Raw genomic sequence first — 16,967 nt, forward strand, 5'->3', positions numbered from 1 at the left:
GCTTATGGCTCCGGGTTCGGGTGTCGCGGTTGGTACAGCAGCGCGCGCACCAATGGCCGCGGCCCGACCGACCGAAGCATCTGGCTGGCCGGGCGGACCCGGACCCGTTTCGGCCACCAGAACCAGCGCCCCATCAACCTCATGATCGACGGCGTGATCAGCGTCCGGACGACGAAGGTGTCAAACATCAGACCGATACCGATCGTGGAGCCGAACTGACCGATCGCCCGCAGATCGCTACTCAGCATCGCGGCCATCGTCACGGCGAACACCACACCGGCTGCGGACACCACCGGGCCGGTCACACCCACGCCGCGGATGAGCCCGGTGTTCAGGCCGGCGCCGATCTCTTCCTCGATTCGGGACACCAGCATCAGGTTGTAGTCGGACCCCACCGCCAAGAGTACAATCAGCGCGAATTCCGTTGCCACCCAGTGCAATTGGAAGTGGCCCAGATGCTGCCAGATCAGCGTCGAGAATCCGAAAGCCGCCCCTAGCGACAGCACGATCGTGCCGACGATGACGCCCGCGGCGACGAGAGCGCGGGTGACGATCACCATGATGATGAAGATCAGCACGATCGACGCCACCGCGGCGATCAGGAGGTCGTACCAGGCACCGGTGGCGATGTCGTTGAACGTCGCGGCGGTGCCGCCGAGATAGATGTCGGCGTTTTCCAGGGAGGTGAGTTTCAGCGCCTCTTTGGCCGCGTTGCGCTCCTGGTCGACGGACTTGATGCCTTCCGCGGTCGCCGGGTCCACGGCGTGCGTGATGATGAACCGCGCGGCCTTTCCGTCCGGCGACACCATCAGGCTCAGCCCGAACTGGAAATCGGAGTTCTGGAAGATCTCCGGCGGCAGGTAGAACAGGCTCTCCACCCGCGCGTCGTTGAACGACTTGCCCATAATCGCGTTGGTGTCGGTGAGCCGGTCGAACTGGTCGATCAGGCTGTCGAACGAGCTGTAAATCGTCAGCGTCGTATCCCGGATCGCCTTGGAGACGGCGATGTTCTCCGGAATGATCGCCAACAATTCACGGGTGGCCGCAGCCGTGTTGGTGAGGTCGCTGGTGAGGGCGTGGAACTTCTCGGCGAGCTGGTCGAATCCGTCCAGGGCGTCGAACAGGCTTCGCAGCGAAAGGCAGATCGGGATGTCGTAGCAGTGCTTCTCCCAGTAGAAGTAGCTGCGAATCGGGCGCCAGAAGTCGTCGAAATCGGCGATATGGTCCCGGATCTCATCTGTGACGGCAGCCGTTTCCGCCGTGGTCTTTGCGCTGTCGTCGGTCGCGTTGGAGAGCTTCTGGGTGATCGCATACTGCTTCTCCAGCAGCGAGATCTGAACGTCGAGGAAACCGGTGATCTTCTTGATGTCACCGACGCGGGCCTTCAGATAGCTGAGGTTGTCGCGGATCGGCGCGCTCTGCACGCTGAGCTGGAACGGAATGGATCCGTCTTCGATCGGCGGACCGAGTGGCCTGGTGATGCTCTGCACCCGCTCGATGCCCGGCACCCGGAAGATGGCCCCGGCCACCTTGTCCAGCACCAGCATGTCTCGGGGATTACGCAGGTCGTGGTCGGATTCGATCATCAGCAGGTCCGGGTTCAACCGAGCCTGGGTGAAGTGTCGATCGGCCGCGTCGTACGCCTGCACCGACTGGGCACTGTGCGGCAGGTAGTAGAGGTCGTTGTAACGCGGAGTGAAGCCCGCCAGGCCCAAGGCGCCGACGATCGCCAGGATGACCGAGATGGCGAGAATGGGAGCGGGCCACCGCACGATGGCCGTCGCCAGGCGGCGCCAGCGGGTGTAGTTGAACTTGCGTTTGGGGTCCAAAAGACCGAAGCCACTGGCGAATGCGATGAGCGCGGGCGTCAGCGTGACCCCCGCCGCCACCACCACCAGAAGGCCCACCGCGCACGGGAAAGCCAGTGAACTGAAGTAGGGCAGCCGGGTGAATTTCAAGCAGGCCAGCGCCCCGACAATGGTCAGGCCGGAGCCCAGGACCACCTTGCTGACGCCGGCGAAGGTGTCGTAGTAAGCGGCTTCGCGGTCCAGCCCGCGTTCACGGCCTTCCTGATAGCGGCCGACCATGAAGATCGCGTAGTCGGTACCCGCCGCGATGGCCAGTGAGGTCAACAGGTTCACGGCGAAGGTCGACAGGCCCATGACGCCGGTTTCGCCCAGCAGCGAAACCACGCCGCGGCCCGCCGCCAGCCCCACGAAGAGGATGAACATGGTCAGCAGCACGGTGCCGATGGACCGGTAGACGAACCCCAGCATGATCGCGATGATCACGACCGTGATGAGCGTGATCTTGGCGAGGCTGGCGTCACCGACCACGATCGTGTCGGCGGTCAGGGCCCCCTGGCCGGCGACGTAGGCCTTCACGCCCGCCGGCGGCTTGGTATCCGCGACGATTTTGCGAACCGCGGCAACGGATTTGTCGCCCTCGGCACCACCCTGGTCACCCTTCAGGTTGACCTGGACGTAGGCGGCCTTGTGGTCGTAGCTCTCGACACCCGATGAGGTGAATCGCTGCCCCCAGAAGTTCAGCGCATGCTCGACGTGTTCGTGGTCGGCCTGAATCTTCTTGACCAGTTCGTCGTAGAACTTGTGCGCGTCGGGGCCGAGCTTGTTGTCGCCGACCAGTGTCACCAGGACGAGGTTGTCGGAGTCGTACTCCTTGAACTTCTCGCCGATGTGCTTCATGCCGGTCACCGACGGCGCGTCGGATGGCGACAGTGGCACCGAGATCTCTTCGGCGACCTTCTCCAACTGCGGGACGAAGACGTTGACGCCTACCGCCAGTAGCACCCACACGATGACAATCGGGAGCGCCAAGACCCGGATGGTGCGAGCTATCCGCGGCTTGCGCTCGAGCTCGTGGTGTTGGGGGACGGGTATCTGGTCGGTGTCGGTGCTGTCGCTGGGGCCGTTGGTCACGCGGACTTGTCCAAGCAGGAGACCTGTGCGTTCTGCCTGTCGACCTGATGCTGGTCGACCAATTTGCCGTCGACCGTGATCCGGCAGCCGATGGACGGACTGTCACCCTGGGCAATCACGTAGGCGAAGATGCCGGGCATCGCGGCGGTGATCGTCGTCGACCACGGCAGCGTGGTGAAGTCCGCCTTCTGCGGTAGCGATTCCGCGTCCATCCAGTTGACGGTGCCGGTCGTTCCGGGCGGCCCCAAGATTTCGTAGACGGCGGTCTTGGTGGCGTACGGCGGGGTCGCGTCCCGAGGGTCGGGCTTGGGCAGGCCGGGACCCGGGAAGACGCCGTTGAGCCGCATGACCGCGACGCCGCCGATGATCAGCGCTACGACCACGACCAGCGGGACCCACGCCCGCTTGAGAATCGTCAAGGTATCCCCCGCTCACGAATGCTTGCTGGCAAAATATTAAGACAAATTGGCGCGTGCGCCACCGCAGGGACCGAACGTCACTCTCGTCGGGTTCATTCCCGCGCGACGCCCCGGTCCGTCGAGACGGGTCGTCCACCTGAGCCGCGACGGGGGCTGAAACGGTGAGTACGGCGGCATTGTCGGAACTCGGTAATTAGTTTGAGAAAATAACTTGCGGCACCGACTCGTGCGAATAGCCGGCGAAATACGCGCCCCCGATTTTCGCATCGAAAATTGCGTGCCGCCGTCCGAGAATTAGCCCTGCCGTAACGCTTTTGCGCGTAGCGTGAACTGCATGGCTACCAAGACCAAGGTCAAGACTTGCGTACATTGCGGCCACTCGTTTGACCCCAACAACCGATGGCGCGATCTGGCCAATCCGGGCTGGCACTCAGTCGCCTCGAATTACTGCTCGCACGAATGTTGCGATCAATACCACCGCGATATGAGCCACTGCTGCTCGTCGCACGCCAAAGACAAGGAACGGCGCCAGGCCGTCAAGGCGTCGCGGTAACCCGCGACCGAGGAAGACCCGCGCGCGTTCGCGCAGCCGTGACGTCGCGAAAGACACCCATCAACCTGCATACCCGCACGGTCGTCGTGTGCTGAACTGGTCAGCACAGGTTGGACACAACCGATCGAAGGCCGGGGCGGATGGAGCAAGACCTCAGCGCACAGCCAATTGCGCGAAATGAGGCTGAGCGGTCCCTGACGCCGGAGGCCGAAGAGCGGTATCGGTGGTTGATTGACCACAGCCCGCTCGCCATCTGCGTCCATGCCGACGGGCGCTACGTCTACGTCAACGAAACACTGGTCCGGCGGATGGGCGCGAAGTCCGCGGACGAATTGTTGGGACGCCGGATCACCGACTTCGTGCATCCCGATTCGCTGGCCGCCGTGGCTGCCCACATCGCCGCGCGCCGGCACGAGGGCGATGCGACTCCGCCGCTGGAACTCACGATCCTGCCGTTGGACGGCACCAAGCGCGAGGTCGAGGCCATCGCGATCCGCACCCGCTGGGAGGGTCAGCCGGCGCACAAGGTGATCTTCCGCGACCTGAGTGAGCAGAAGGAAACCGAAGCCAGGCTGCGCCTACAGGCCGCGCTCGTCTCGCACGTCAGTGACGCCTTCATCGCAACCACGGTGACCGGCGAGATCACCAGTTGGAACCCCGCGGCCGAAGCGATCTATGGCCGGTCGGCCGCGCGCGCATTGGGGTTGCCGGTCAGCGAGGCGGTCGGTGCTCCGCTGAATCCGGCCAGCATCGTGGCGGCCGGGGGAGTTGAGCACACCACACACCGGGCCGTCGACGGCTCCGCGCTCGCGATGCGCGTGTCGGTATCGCCGATGAGCGACGGCTACGTGGTGCTGTGCGCGGACCAGACTGCGCTCCGGCGCGCCGAGCAACACTTCCAGAGCGTGGTGGCCTCACTCGAGGGCGGCGTGGTGGTGATCAGCCCCCGTGGCGAAGTCGAGTCGGTGAATCCCGCGGCCCTGCGGATCATGGGAGTCCCGGAGACGGGCGTCGACGCCGTCGAGTTCGCAAAGCTCGCGTCGGTTCCGATCTACGACAGCACTGGGACGCTGCTGAGCCCCGACCAGTGGCCGGTGCTGAAAACCCTTGCCACCAGCCGTCGACAGGGCACCGTCTACGGTGTCGACCGGTTGCTGGACGGCCAGCGGATCTGGGTCTCGGTGAATTGGTCGCCGCTGGACCCCACCGATACCGCGCGGTCGTCGGTGTTGATCTCGTTCATCGACGTCACCGAGAGTCACACCACGCAGCGACGGCTCGAGCATCAGGCCGCCCACGACCCGTTGACCGGTCTGCCCAACCGCACTCGAGTGATCGAGCTCATCAACAGCGGAGTGGCTTCCGGTCAAAGTAGTTTGGGCGCAGTGCTTTTCATCGACTGCGACAACTTCAAGGCCATCAACGACGCCTTGGGTCATTACGCCGGTGACACGGTGTTGCAGATCGCCGCGCAACGGCTCGACCAGGCATTGCGTCCCAACGACGTGGTCGGCCGGGTTGGCGGCGACGAATTCGTCGCACTGCTGGCCGCGCCCTTGCAGCCGGTGGAGATCGACGATCTGGCCAGGCGACTGCACGCGGCGCTGGCCGAGCCGATCGCCGTCGATCACCAAACCGATTCGACGGCAACACGTTACGTGTGGATCAGCGCGAGCATCGGACTGGTCCCCTTCCAGTCGGCAGACAGACGGAGCGCCGAGGAGATCCTGCACGACGCGGATCAGGCGATGTACCAGGCGAAGAGGACGGGCCAGGCGACCAGTCGCTACGAGTATGTCAATGGTCGAAAGCCGGGCAGTCGCGCGGTGCTCGACTGGTTGCGCAATCGCCGCTAACCCGTTTCGCGACGGTGGCGGCGAAGTAGTCAGTCCGCCGCGTGCGCCAACTCCGCTATCACCGAACGCAACTGGTCAGCGGATTGCAACGGCTCGGGAAAGCCGACCCGGGTGTAGGCGATGCCACGTGGGGTGTGTACTCGTAGATCGAGGCCGTAGCGGTCGATGCCGGTGCACACCGACTCGTCGGTGTCCGGGTAGCCACCGAAGGCCCGGGCCATCGACGACAGCGCATCGGCGTGATCGGCGTTGAGGTGCGCGATCGCCCGGGCCGCTGCGGGCGTCACCGGATCAGGTTCGGCGGCAAGGTAATCGGCGCCGGATGACGAGTCCATGCGGCCGTATCCACCGACCCAGCGCACCCGGTCGACGCGCAGCACCCAGAGCGTGAAATCGCTGTAGTCGATGTAGAAGCGCGCCGCCGGTATCGCATCCTGGTACGCCGCGCGCGCCGCATCCAGTTCATCGGCAGCGGGCGCGGCGACGGCGCCTGCGAGGGTGATCCGACTCGACGCCAGAGGGTCGCTGTCAGTGCTCGCCGCAGCGATCGACAGGCTGGCCCGCGGATCGGCGGCGAGGTTGCGGCCGTGCTCGGCAAGATTCGACACACACAGGACGGGCGCGCCACCCAGCAACCCGTATGCCACCAGCGAGGCCCAGGGATCGCCGTCAGCCGTCAGGGTGGCCAGCGTCGCCGCGTTGGCGGCGGCCGCGATCGTGCGAGCCTGCTCGGCCGCGGACGGTTGAGCAGGGATCGTCACCTCGTGCAGCGGCGGCGGCACCGACGGTGCATCGCCGACATCGCCATGATCGCGGTTCCCCACAGCCCGCAGCCTACGGAATAAGCCCGGGCACCGGCAGGGTTGGACTGCTCCGGTTCGTTCGGTCGGCAGCGGAAGGAAACGCAGATGCGGTTCGGGGTGTTCACATTTCTCAACGACACGGGAATAGGGCCGGTCGACCTGGCGGTCGCGCTCGAGTCGCGCGGTTTCGGGTCGCTGTTCGTCACCGAGCACACCCACATTCCGGTCAACACCAAGACCCCGTATCCGATGGGTGGTCCGATTCCGCCGCAGTATTACCGGACGCTCGATCCCTTCGTGTCGCTGACGGCTGCCGCGGTCGCGACCGAGTCACTGCTCCTGGGCACCGGCATCTCACTCGTCACTCAGCGCGACCCGATCCAGACGGCCAAGGAGGTGGCCTCGCTCGACCTGGTGTCCCAGGGCCGCTTCCTGTTCGGTGTCGGCGTTGGCTGGCTGCGCGAGGAGATCGCGCATCATGGCGTCGATCCGAAGGTGCGCGGTCGCGTGATGGACGAGCGGATCCGCGCCATGATCGAGATCTGGACCAAGGACGAGGCCGAATTCCACGGCGAGTACGTCGATTTCGACCCGATCTACAGCTGGCCCAAGCCGCTGGCAAAGCCGCACACCCCGGTGTACTTCGGTGGCGGTCCGGCGAACTTTCCCCGCATCGCCGAATTCGACGCCGGGTGGCTCTCGTTGAGCCCGTCCGCCGACGCGCTCGCCCCTGACCTCGCCAAGCTGCGTGATCAGGCGGGCGCCGACGTGCCGGTGATCGCCTCGCACGTCGGGAAGGTGACGACGGAACTCCTCGCCGGCTACGGCGACCTGGGCATCGAGCACGTCACCGTCGAGCTGCCAACACAGCCTCGCGACGAGACGCTGCGACGCCTGGATGCCCTGCATGCAGCCTATGCCGAGCTAGGCTAACTTTTTGCGAGGCAACGTTCCTACGTGATATAGTTAAAGCAACTAACTAAATCTCATTCGTAGGAAGGCAATCGACATGGCTCGTAGTGACAAGGACACGTGGGACCTGGCATCGAGCGTCGGCGCGACCGCAACCGCGGTTGCCGCGTCGCGCGCGATGGCGTCGCAAGACCCGGACGCGCTGTTGAACGACCCGTGGGCCGACCCGCTGGTGCGGGCGGTGGGCATCGAGACTTTCGTGAAACTCATCGACGGTGAGATCGAGCACGGCGACGATCCGCTGTTGAGTCGCCGCGCCATGAGCGAGCAGATGACCGTACGGACCCGGTACTTCGACGAATTCTTCGTGCAGGCAACCGAATCCGGTATCCGCCAGGCCGTGATCCTCGCGTCGGGGCTGGACACTCGGGCCTACCGACTTCCGTGGCCGGCCGGCACCAGGGTCTTCGAGATCGACCAGCCTCAGGTCATCGCGTTCAAGACGCGGACCCTCGCCGATCTCGGCGCCGTGCCGACCGCCGAACGGACAACCGTCGCAATCGATTTGCGTGAAGACTGGCCGACGGCACTGGTCGAGGCCGGGTTCGACCCGACGCAGCCGACGGCCTGGAGTGCCGAGGGCCTGCTCGTCTATCTGCCGCCGGAAGCGCAGGACCGACTGTTCGACAACATCGCCACGCTCTCGGCGCCGGGTAGCCGGATCGCCACCGAGCAGATGGACCTACGTGACGTGCCCGCCGACTGGGCCGAGCGGCTCACCGAGCGATCGCAACGCATCGGCTCCGACATCAACCTGGCCGAGTTGTTCTACACCGGCGACCGCAACCCCGCCGCCGACTACCTCGGCGCGAACGGTTGGCAAACGGACGTCCGAACCACCGAACAGGCTTACTCCGCCAACGGTTTCGAAGTTCCCAAGGACGAACTGGCCTCGTTCGGCGATGGATCCGGTTACCTGACAGCCACTTTGGTCTGAGGCCGGCGGCGGTTACCGTGCAAGCGTGACCGTCGAGGAGTTCGTCTACGCCCACCGGGCCACCGGCCCGCTGAAACTGCGGGTATTCCGGCCCGCTGGGTCGGCCCGGCGCTCGACGGCGGTGCTGCACCTCCACGGCGGCGCGTGGCGGGCCGGAACGCCGGAGATGCTCGACGCCCGGTCGGCCGCGCTCGCCGCGCACGGCTACACCGTCGTCCAGGCGCAGTACCGCTTGCTCGGCCAGGCGGGCTGGCCGGCGCCGATCACCGACGTCCGGTCGGCGTTGCGGTGGGTCGCCGCCCACGCGGACCAACTCGGCGTGCGACCCGACGCACTCGTGTTGTGGGGCCACAGTGCCGGCGGGCACATCGCTCTGACGACGGCCGCCACTCGCGCCGACGGTTCGTTGGACGACGGCGACGACGACACGGCGGTACCGATCTCCGTCGCCGCGGTCATCGACTGCTACGCGCCGGTCAGCTTCCGCGCCGAAGACCCTCCGGCACTCCGAATGGGGCCCGCCGGAATCGATCTCGCGGCGATCCTGGCCGGCCAGCGCACTGACGGTGCGATACCGGCTGCCGACCTGCTGGGGGAGCCGTGCACCGAGGCGGAGGCCGACGCCGTCAGCCCGCTGGCCCTCGTCGACGCCGCTTTTCCGCCGACCATGATCGTGCACGGCACCGCCGACATACTGATCCAGCCGATCAATTCCCGTCGGCTGGCCGACGAGCTGACCCGGCTGGGCGTGGTCAACGAACTGGTGACGTTCGCCGAATGCAACCACGAATTCGACGCGTCACCCAGCTACGCCACGGCCGTCACCGCGCACGTCGACATCTTCTTGCGGCGGGTTCTCAACGAGCCCGGCCTGGCCGCGGAAGTCGCGGCGTATTCGATGTTCCGCTAAGCCATTGAGTCGAAACACTTTTCGCTCAGTGCGCGTCCAAGCGTTCCTCGATCTGAAGTGCGCGCACCGCACCAGCTGCAGTTTCGTAACCTTTGACGACGCCCGCCAACCGTGCTGTGGAGCCGTCGAAGCAGGCCCAATCGAAGACGGCCTGGCAGACGTGATCGGCCAGCGAGCGCAAGATGCCGTCGCGGGGCGGGTTGTCGATCACCCCGATCGCGGCGGTACACAGCATGCCCTTGTCTGCATCGTCACTGCGTAATGCGTGGTGAGCCAGCGACATCAGTTCGCGGGCGTGGTCACCCTCGAAATCCATAGAACTCCTTGCCCGTCATCGGTTCTCAGCCTGTGCCGTCAGGTATGCCGTCGATCAGCCAACCGGAATCGTTGCCGGGCGGCGAGCACGCGCCGGAAACGATTGGGTCACAGACCTGCTATTTCGTAACCCGCCGTTACGTAAATCATTCAGATGCGAGACAGTGCGCACTCCGCGGTCGTACGGTGAGCCCATGCCTGACGACGTCGCGGAGCTGCAATCGGTCGCTGCCTGGCAATTCTTCCAGGAGATGCTCGGCAACATGACGACCGTTGTCACCGAGGACGCGGAATCCGAACGTGAGTTCCTCGAAGGGTTGCGGGCCGTCTCGCGGATCTCGGCACTATGCGCCCAACTGTCCGTGGAGTCCGACGCCGACCAGCCGTCGTTCTTCGACATGTGCACGCCGAACCGCATGGTCGGCGGACCCAACCCGGACGGCAACTACTACCTCGCGATGATTCGCGGCGACCGCAGTTACCGGATCACCGGGCATCGCGGCACCAGCGCCTACCTCGGGCTGCAGGTTCTGGCCGGCACCGGCCTCAACCCGCGCCGGATGGCGGCCTACGTCAGCGACCGTGACTTGGTCACGGTCGCAGGGCAATTCGAGCTGATCTTTTCCGCAATCGAGCCGGCCGACCTCGGCGGCGCACACTGGGTCCGGATTCCCGAGGACGCATCCTCGGTGGTCGTTCGCGAATACATCGGCGATCACAACTCCGAGGAACTCGCAACACTTGACATCGAACCGCTGGACGCCGATCCCGTCTCTGCCCTCACCGATGTCGCGCTCGCCGACCAGTTGACCGCGATGGCCTGGACGCTGATGAAGCTGGCCACCCTGCACCGCACGATCAAACCCGAACTGCTGGAGCAACCCAACACTCTGGTGACAGCGCAGGCGGCCGATCTCGGCGACGCCGACACCACGCCGGACAACCTGTACATGATCGGCACCTTTCGGCTCGAACCCGATGAGGCGCTCGTGCTCGACATCGTGCCGCCCGACACCCGGTACTGGAATGTGACCCTGGAAAACATCTGGCACGAATGCCTGGAGCCGCGGCGCCGGCACAGCTCGGTGACCAACAGAGGTGTCGAGACCGACGCGGACGGCCATGTGCGCATTGCGATCTCGGCCCGCGACCTCGGCGTGGGTCATTGGCTCGACACCGGTGGCCGGCACCGCGGTTTCATCGTGCTGCGCTGGCTGGACAACCCCGAACCACCGGCGGTCACGACCACGATCCACCAGGAGCGCCGATGACCTTGCAAGAGCGGTTCGCGGTCGATCACCTCCTCGAAACCGCCTGTGCACAAACTGGATTCGACGACTTCGGTGACGAGGGCTGGCGTCCGGCTTTGGAGTTGCTGGTCGACGGACTCATCAACGAGTCCCGACTTTCGGTGATCGGCGTCGAAGTCGCCTACGGCGACCTGATGCGCGCGCTGGTCAACCGGCTCGGCGTCATCGACTGGCGAAAGAAGAGCCCCAGTGTCGCTCGCGAGAAGATCGACCGGCCGATCTTCATCGTCGGTCAACCGCGCACCGGCACCACGATCCTCTACGACCTGCTCGCCCAGGATCCGGAACTGCGCGCGCCGCTGACGTGGGAAGTCGACGAACCCTGCCCGGTGCCGCAGCTCGATACCTACCACGACGATCCGCGGATCGCCCAAATCCAAGGCAACATCGAGCTTTCCGAGCAGATCGTGCCGGGCTTCCTGAAATACCACCCGATGGGCGCCTTGGTGGGCCAGGAATGCGTACGCATCACCGGCGGCGAGTTCACCAGCATGATCTACACCGTTCAGTACCGGCTGCCGACCTACTGCCGCTGGCTGCTCCACTACGCCGACCACAGCGGTGCCTACCGCTACCACCGAAAGTTTCTGCAACACTTGCAATCCGGCGTTCCCGGTCAGTGGCTACTGAAATCGCCGGCGCACCTGTGGCAGCTCGACGCCCTGCTCGCTGAATATCCGGACGCGTTGATCGTGCAGACCCACCGCGATCCGCTGAACGTCATTTCGTCGATCGCCGCGCTGACCAACCACCTACGGCGGATGAGCACCGACGACTCCACCGTCGCCGAATGCGCCGCGCAGAGCTACGAGGAGATCATCGTCGGACTCGAACGCGAAATGGCGTTGCGCGACGGCGGCGCAATTCCCGACGACCGGGTCATCGACGTCAAGTTCGCCGACTTCATGAAGTACCCCTGGAGCACCATCGGTGGGATCTACCAGGCGCTGGGTCGCGAATTGCGGCCCGACACCGTGCAATTGATGCGCGACTTCCTGGACGCCCACCCCTCGGACGGTGGCCACGGCCGCTACACCTGGTCCGACACCGGCCTCGACGCCGACGAGGTGCGCGACAAGGTCCGCGCCTACCAGGAGCGCTACGAGATACCCACCGAGCAACTGCGGTAAGCGGTTCGGTCATTAAACGTGGTCGCATCGGCCACTGCACCGCGGCCGCGCGCGCCTTAACGTCGATCCCCATGGGACCACTGCAGGGTGTGCGCGTTGTCGAGATGGCGGGGCTGGCGCCTGCCCCATTCGGGTGCATGGTGCTGGCCGACCTCGGCGCCGAGGTGCTGCGCATCGAGCGCGGCGGACCCGGCGGTGAGGGTCTCATCCCGCCCGACGGTCCGCTGGACCGCGGCAAGCAGAGCCTGTCGCTGAACGTCAAGGACCCGGCCGATCTCGCCACCCTGCACAGGGTTGTCGCTCAGGCCGACGTCTTCGTCGAGGGCTTCCGGCCTGGGGTCGCCGAACGGCTCGGCATCGGTCCCGACGAGCTGATCGCGCGCAACCCGAGGCTCATCTACGGCCGGATGACCGGGTGGGGGCAGGACGGCCCGCTGGCCCCGACGGCCGGCCATGACATCAACTACATCGCGGTCGCCGGCACGCTCGACCTGATCGGCCGGGCCGGCGAGCGCCCGCTGCCCCCGGGCAACATCATCGGTGACTTCGCCGGTGGCGGAATGCTTCTCGCGCTCGGCGTGATCGCCGCGCTGTACGAGCGCGCGCAGTCCGGACGCGGTCAGGTCATCGACGCGGCGATGCTCGACGGATCGGCGCTCTACACCGCATTCATGCACGGTCTGCACGACGTCGGGCTGTGGAACGAGCCCCGTGGCGAGAACATGCTCGACGGCGCCGCGCCGTTCTACGACACCTACGAATGCGCCGACGGGTTGTTCGTCGCGGTGGGCTGCGTCGAGTTGCCGTTCTTCATGCAGATGCTCGCCCTGCTCGGCATCGACGACCCCGAGTTGCCGTTCCAGTTGGACAAGACGGGCTGGACCGAGTTGCGCGACGCGATCGGCACCCGCTTCAAGGAGCGCACCCGCGACGAGTGGGCGGAGCTGTTCGCCGAGTCCGATGCGTGCGTCACGCCGGTGCTGTCGCCCTGGGAAGCTCACGAACATCCGCACAACCAGGCCCGCAGCACGTTCGTCGAAGTGGACGGCCTGCGCCAGCCCGCGCCGGCCCCGAGGTTCAGCCGCACGCCGCTACCCGTTCCCAGGCCGCACGCGAAGGACGACAACTCCGCACGAGAGCTGTTGTCCGCGTGGGGTGTTGAACCGGCTCACTCCGGCCGATAGGAGCCGGGCGGGCTGCCCGTCCAGCGACGAAACGCCCGGGTGAACGCGCTCGGCTCGGAGAAGCCGAGCCGCTCGGACAAGGCCGCGACGGTCTCGTCGCCCCGTGACAGCGACGCGATCGCCGCGTCGCGCAAAATGTCGTCGCGGATCTCCCGCAGCGACGTGTCCTCCTCGCGCAGCTTTCGGCGGACCGTCTGCGGGCTCATCGCCAGCCGCGCCGCGATGTCGTCCATGCTCGGAAGTTGTTCCTGGCGGCCGGGTTTGATCATGTTGCGGACCTGGTCGGCCAGCGAGGTGCCGTAGTCGCGGCGGGCCAGCAGGTCGCCCGGTGAATTGCGGATGAAGTCGTCGAGTTCTGCCTCGGAGCGGACCAGCGGCGCGGTCAGCACGTCCGCGCTACAGACCAGCGCCGCCGACGCGGCGTCGAACAGCACCGGCGCGCCGAAGATCAGGTCGTAGTCGTCGACGTCGTCGGGCCGCGAGTACGGCACCTCGATGTGGTGCAGCGGGACCTTGCGTCCGATCGCCCAGCCCAGGAAGCGGTGCGCCGTCGCCAGCAGCGCGTCGATCAGCAGGTCGAGCGGCTGGTCGATCTGGCTCAGGTCCACCACGACCCGCACCAACCCGTCGTCCACCGTGATGCCCCCGGTCGGCACGGCCGGCAACGCGCGGCTGAACTGGTTGAACCGCTCCATCGCCGTGGCGACGTCGGGCGAGGACAGCAGCCCGTAGCTCAGCAGCCGGAACGTTCCACGCGGCATCGGGGCGGCGCCGAGGCCGAGCAACTCGTCCTCGGTGGTCGTCCACAGCGCCTGGACTAGCGTCGCGATCTGATCCGTGGTCACGCGGGCACGTTCCTCCGCGAGCAGCATCGGGGAGATGCCCGCGGCGTGCATCATTCCCTCGATGTCCCACCCCTTGCGCAGGCCGATGCCGACAAACGCCTGCACCCGCCGGATCGGGACGGTGTAGCCGGGGCGCGACGAACCACTCGATCGGCGGGCACCCGGTGCAGTCACGGCACCGAAACTACCGGGTCGAGCGTTCGGGTCAATGAATGCGAGAGGTCCGGTCATCGTGACGAGGCGGACGAATCCATAGCGTCGTCAGGTATGGAATCGGAAGGCTTCAACCTCGACCGCCTCGACGTCTGGGGCGACGAACTGGAATTCAAGGTCGACCGCGATCAATGCGTCGCCTACGCCCGTGCCACCAACGACCCGGTGGCCGCGCACCTCGAAGGCGTCTATGCGCCGCCGGTGTTCGCGGTGGTGCCGGTGACGATCATGATGGCCGACGCGACGCTGTCGGTGGTCCCCGACGACCTGATGCTGCGAATCCTGCACGGCGAGCACGACTTCCGTATCTACCGGCCGATCGAACCGGGCGATGCGCTGACCGTTCGCGCCAAGCCGATCGGCATCCAGGGCAAGGACTCCGGAGTGGTCGTGACGACGCTGATCGAAACCCGCGACAGCACCGGCGATCTCGTCAACGAGCAGTACTTCATCGGGTTCTTCCGCGGCGGGTCGTTCGACGGCACGGTCGGGGTGAAGGCCCCGGAGCACGCCTTTCCTGCGGAGCTGCGCACCGAGCAGCCGGACTTCACCGTGACCGCGAAGTACGACGACGACCAGACGTTCCGTTACTCCGAGGCTTCCGGCGACCCGATGCCGATCCACCTCGACGACGACTTCGCCAAGCAAATGGGGTTGCCGGGCATCATCATTCACGGCCTGTGCACCATCGCCTTCACCTCGCACGCCCTGATCAGCAACGTCTGCCCGGACGACCCGGCCAGGCTGAAGCGCCTCGCGGTACGGATGTCGAAGCCGGCGTTCCCCGCCGAGACCATCACCACCTCCGCCTGGCACGCACCGGATGGCACGTACCGGTTCGAAACTGCCGGCGACGAGAAGCCCGACAAGTTCGTCATCACCGACGGCCTGGCCGAATTCAACTAGGAGCAGCAACGAATGAGTAAGAACGCACACAAGGTCTTCGTCGTTGGCGTCGGCATGACGAAGTTCGAGAAGCCTGGGCGCCGCGAGGACTGGGACTACCCGGACATGGCCCGGGAATCCGGCACCAACGCGCTCAACGACGCGGGCATCGCGTTCGACACGGTCGAGCAGGCCTACACCGGGTTCTGCTACGGCGAGTCGTGCTCGGGGCACCGCGCCGTCTACGAACTGGGTCTGACCGGCATCCCGGTATTCAACGTCAACAGCAACTGTTCGACCGGATCGAGCGCGCTTTTCCTTGCCGCGCAGGCGATCCGCGGCGGCATGGCCGACTGCACGCTGGCGCTGGGCTTCGAGAAGATGAAGCCGGGATCGCTGGCCACCAGCTACGACGACCGCGAGCAGCCGATGCAGCGCCACCTGCTGGCGATGGCCGAACTCGAGGAGCTGTACTTCCCGCCCGCGCCGTGGATGTTCGGTGCCGCCGGCATCGAGCACAACAAGAAGTACGGGTCGACGGTCGACCACTTCGTCAAGATCGCGGCCAAGAATCACCGGCACTCGGCGAAGAACCCGTACGCCCAGTTCCAGGACGAGTACACCGAGGACCAGATCAAGGCCGACAAGATGATCTACCCGGCCGCCGAGCTGACCCGGTCGATGTGCTCGCCGACCTCGGACGGGTCCGGTGCTGCGGTGCTGGCGTCCGAGCGTTTCGTCGACGAGCACGGCCTCGGTGACCGGGCGGTGGAGATCGTCGGCCAGGCGCTGGTGACCGACACGCCCGGCACGTTCGAGTCGAAGAGCCTCGCCACTCTGGTCGGCGCCGATATGAGCCGCACTGCGGCGCAACGGGTTTACCAGCAGGCCGAGATCTCGGCCGAGGATGTCGACGTCATCGAGCTGCACGACTGCTTCGCGCCCAACGAGCTGCTCACCTACGAGGCGCTGGGACTGTGCCCCGAAGGTGAGGCGCACCACCTGGTCGACGACGGCGACACGACATACGGCGGCCGCTGGGTGGTCAACCCCTCCGGCGGGCTGATCTCGAAGGGGCACCCGCTCGGTGCGACCGGCCTGGCGCAGTGCGCCGAGTTGACCTGGCAGCTGCGCGGTGACGCCGAGGGCCGTCAGGTTGGCGGCGCCCGAATTGCGTTGCAGCACAACATCGGCCTCGGCGGCTCCGCCGTGGTCACCGCTTACCGACCAGCCAACCGCTGAGAACAAAGGAGAGAGATCATGGCAGGAACCGACGTCAACCGCACCATCAATGCACCGTTCGAGAAGGTCTGGGAAGTCGCCACCGACCTGAAGCGGTGGGAAGAGTGGAACACGCTGTTCACCAAGTGGAAAAGCGATGTGCCCGACTCTCTTTCGCAGGATGCGCAGATGACGGCCGTGCTGACCATCATGGGCATGGCGAACGCCATCACCCTCAATGTCGACGAGTACAACCCGCCGAAGCTGGTGACGATGAGCGGCACCGGCATGGCCGGCGCCAAGGTCAGCCTGACGTTGTCGGTCGACGCAGACGGCGACACCACCTCGATGGCCGCCCGCGCTGACTTCGTCAGCCAGATGATGGTCGGTGCGATTGGCAAGGCGATCGAGCGCGCCGCTAAGAAGGAACTCGACGCGTCGCTGGACAAGCTCGCCGCGATCGTCGAATAAGACC

16 protein-coding genes are annotated in these 16,967 nt (G+C 65.8%); 11 read left to right on the forward strand and 5 right to left on the reverse strand.

Going from position 1 to position 16,967, the window contains the following annotated elements; all coding sequences use genetic code 11:
• Positions 1 to 2 precede the first annotated feature (2 nt).
• Together PT015_RS18010 and PT015_RS18015 are read right to left on the reverse strand one after the other, a co-directional pair.
• On the reverse strand, positions 3 to 2,939 hold the full coding sequence (locus PT015_RS18010; RefSeq protein WP_285186264.1) for an MMPL/RND family transporter: 2,937 nt from the start codon (positions 2,937 to 2,939) through the stop codon (positions 3 to 5).
• Complete coding sequence (locus PT015_RS18015) at positions 2,936 to 3,358, reverse strand: MmpS family transport accessory protein (protein ID WP_285186265.1); 423 nt, start codon at positions 3,356 to 3,358, stop codon at positions 2,936 to 2,938. The genes PT015_RS18010 and PT015_RS18015 overlap by 4 nt, the downstream gene beginning before the upstream one ends.
• A 334-nt stretch (positions 3,359 to 3,692) precedes the next feature.
• Between PT015_RS18015 and PT015_RS18020 the strand changes: the two genes are divergently transcribed.
• Together PT015_RS18020 and PT015_RS18025 are read left to right on the forward strand one after the other, a co-directional pair.
• Positions 3,693 to 3,911, forward strand: coding sequence for a ferric uptake regulation protein (locus PT015_RS18020; RefSeq protein ID WP_285186266.1), 219 nt, complete (start codon positions 3,693 to 3,695; stop codon positions 3,909 to 3,911).
• Between the two features lie 227 nt (positions 3,912 to 4,138).
• The gene (locus tag PT015_RS18025; protein WP_285186267.1) at positions 4,139 to 5,767 is read left to right on the forward strand and encodes a diguanylate cyclase; all 1,629 of its coding nucleotides are present in this window, start codon (positions 4,139 to 4,141) and stop codon (positions 5,765 to 5,767) included.
• A gap of 29 nt (positions 5,768 to 5,796) precedes the next feature.
• Here the strand turns inward: PT015_RS18025 and PT015_RS18030 are convergent, their stop codons facing one another.
• A complete protein-coding gene (locus tag PT015_RS18030) occupies positions 5,797 to 6,591 on the reverse strand; it encodes a HugZ family pyridoxamine 5'-phosphate oxidase (protein WP_285186268.1) in 795 nt (264 codons plus the stop codon).
• Positions 6,592 to 6,675: 84 nt separating this feature from the next.
• Here PT015_RS18030 and PT015_RS18035 point away from each other — a divergent pair, with 84 nt between their 5' ends.
• The 3 genes from PT015_RS18035 to PT015_RS18045 all read left to right on the forward strand — a co-directional run bounded on the left by PT015_RS18035 (position 6,676) and on the right by PT015_RS18045 (position 9,389).
• A complete protein-coding gene (locus tag PT015_RS18035) occupies positions 6,676 to 7,503 on the forward strand; it encodes an LLM class F420-dependent oxidoreductase (protein ID WP_285186269.1) in 828 nt (275 codons plus the stop codon).
• A 76-nt stretch (positions 7,504 to 7,579) separates the two neighbouring features.
• Positions 7,580 to 8,479, forward strand: coding sequence for a class I SAM-dependent methyltransferase (locus PT015_RS18040; protein ID WP_285186270.1), 900 nt, complete (start codon positions 7,580 to 7,582; stop codon positions 8,477 to 8,479).
• 25 nt (positions 8,480 to 8,504) lie between these two features.
• On the forward strand, positions 8,505 to 9,389 hold the full coding sequence (locus tag PT015_RS18045) for an alpha/beta hydrolase (protein WP_285186272.1): 885 nt from the start codon (positions 8,505 to 8,507) through the stop codon (positions 9,387 to 9,389).
• A 25-nt stretch (positions 9,390 to 9,414) separates the two neighbouring features.
• On the opposite strand, the gene PT015_RS18050 is transcribed toward PT015_RS18045, so the two are convergent.
• Entirely contained in the window at positions 9,415 to 9,705 is a 291-nt protein-coding gene (locus tag PT015_RS18050) for a hypothetical protein (protein ID WP_285186273.1), read from the reverse strand.
• Between the two features lie 193 nt (positions 9,706 to 9,898).
• Here PT015_RS18050 and PT015_RS18055 point away from each other — a divergent pair, with 193 nt between their 5' ends.
• From PT015_RS18055 to PT015_RS18065, 3 genes are all read left to right on the forward strand, one after another.
• On the forward strand, positions 9,899 to 10,975 hold the full coding sequence (locus PT015_RS18055) for a DUF1214 domain-containing protein (protein WP_285186275.1): 1,077 nt from the start codon (positions 9,899 to 9,901) through the stop codon (positions 10,973 to 10,975).
• Entirely contained in the window at positions 10,972 to 12,144 is a 1,173-nt protein-coding gene (locus PT015_RS18060; protein ID WP_285186276.1) for a sulfotransferase family protein, read from the forward strand. The genes PT015_RS18055 and PT015_RS18060 overlap by 4 nt, the downstream gene beginning before the upstream one ends.
• Positions 12,145 to 12,209: 65 nt before the next feature.
• Entirely contained in the window at positions 12,210 to 13,328 is a 1,119-nt protein-coding gene (locus PT015_RS18065) for a CaiB/BaiF CoA transferase family protein (protein ID WP_285191162.1), read from the forward strand.
• Here PT015_RS18065 and PT015_RS18070 read toward each other — a convergent pair.
• A complete protein-coding gene (locus PT015_RS18070; RefSeq protein ID WP_285186277.1) occupies positions 13,313 to 14,347 on the reverse strand; it encodes an AraC family transcriptional regulator in 1,035 nt (344 codons plus the stop codon). The two genes, PT015_RS18065 and PT015_RS18070, sit on opposite strands and share 16 nt — an antisense overlap.
• Before the next feature lie 93 nt (positions 14,348 to 14,440).
• On the opposite strand from PT015_RS18070, the gene PT015_RS18075 reads away from it, so the two are divergent.
• From PT015_RS18075 to PT015_RS18085, 3 genes are read left to right on the forward strand one after another with little or no spacing between them, the layout of a single operon-like run.
• On the forward strand, positions 14,441 to 15,292 hold the full coding sequence (locus PT015_RS18075) for a MaoC/PaaZ C-terminal domain-containing protein (protein ID WP_285186278.1): 852 nt from the start codon (positions 14,441 to 14,443) through the stop codon (positions 15,290 to 15,292).
• A 12-nt stretch (positions 15,293 to 15,304) separates the two neighbouring features.
• Positions 15,305 to 16,513 carry a lipid-transfer protein gene (locus tag PT015_RS18080; RefSeq protein WP_285186280.1) on the forward strand — a complete coding sequence of 403 codons (1,209 nt, stop codon included), beginning with the start codon at positions 15,305 to 15,307 and terminating at the stop codon, positions 16,511 to 16,513.
• A gap of 18 nt (positions 16,514 to 16,531) precedes the next feature.
• On the forward strand, positions 16,532 to 16,963 hold the full coding sequence (locus tag PT015_RS18085; RefSeq protein WP_285186281.1) for a type II toxin-antitoxin system Rv0910 family toxin: 432 nt from the start codon (positions 16,532 to 16,534) through the stop codon (positions 16,961 to 16,963).
• The last annotated feature ends 4 nt before the right edge of the window (positions 16,964 to 16,967 follow it).

Source organism: Candidatus Mycobacterium wuenschmannii (assembly GCF_030252325.1).
GTDB lineage: Bacteria > Actinomycetota > Actinomycetes > Mycobacteriales > Mycobacteriaceae > Mycobacterium > Mycobacterium wuenschmannii.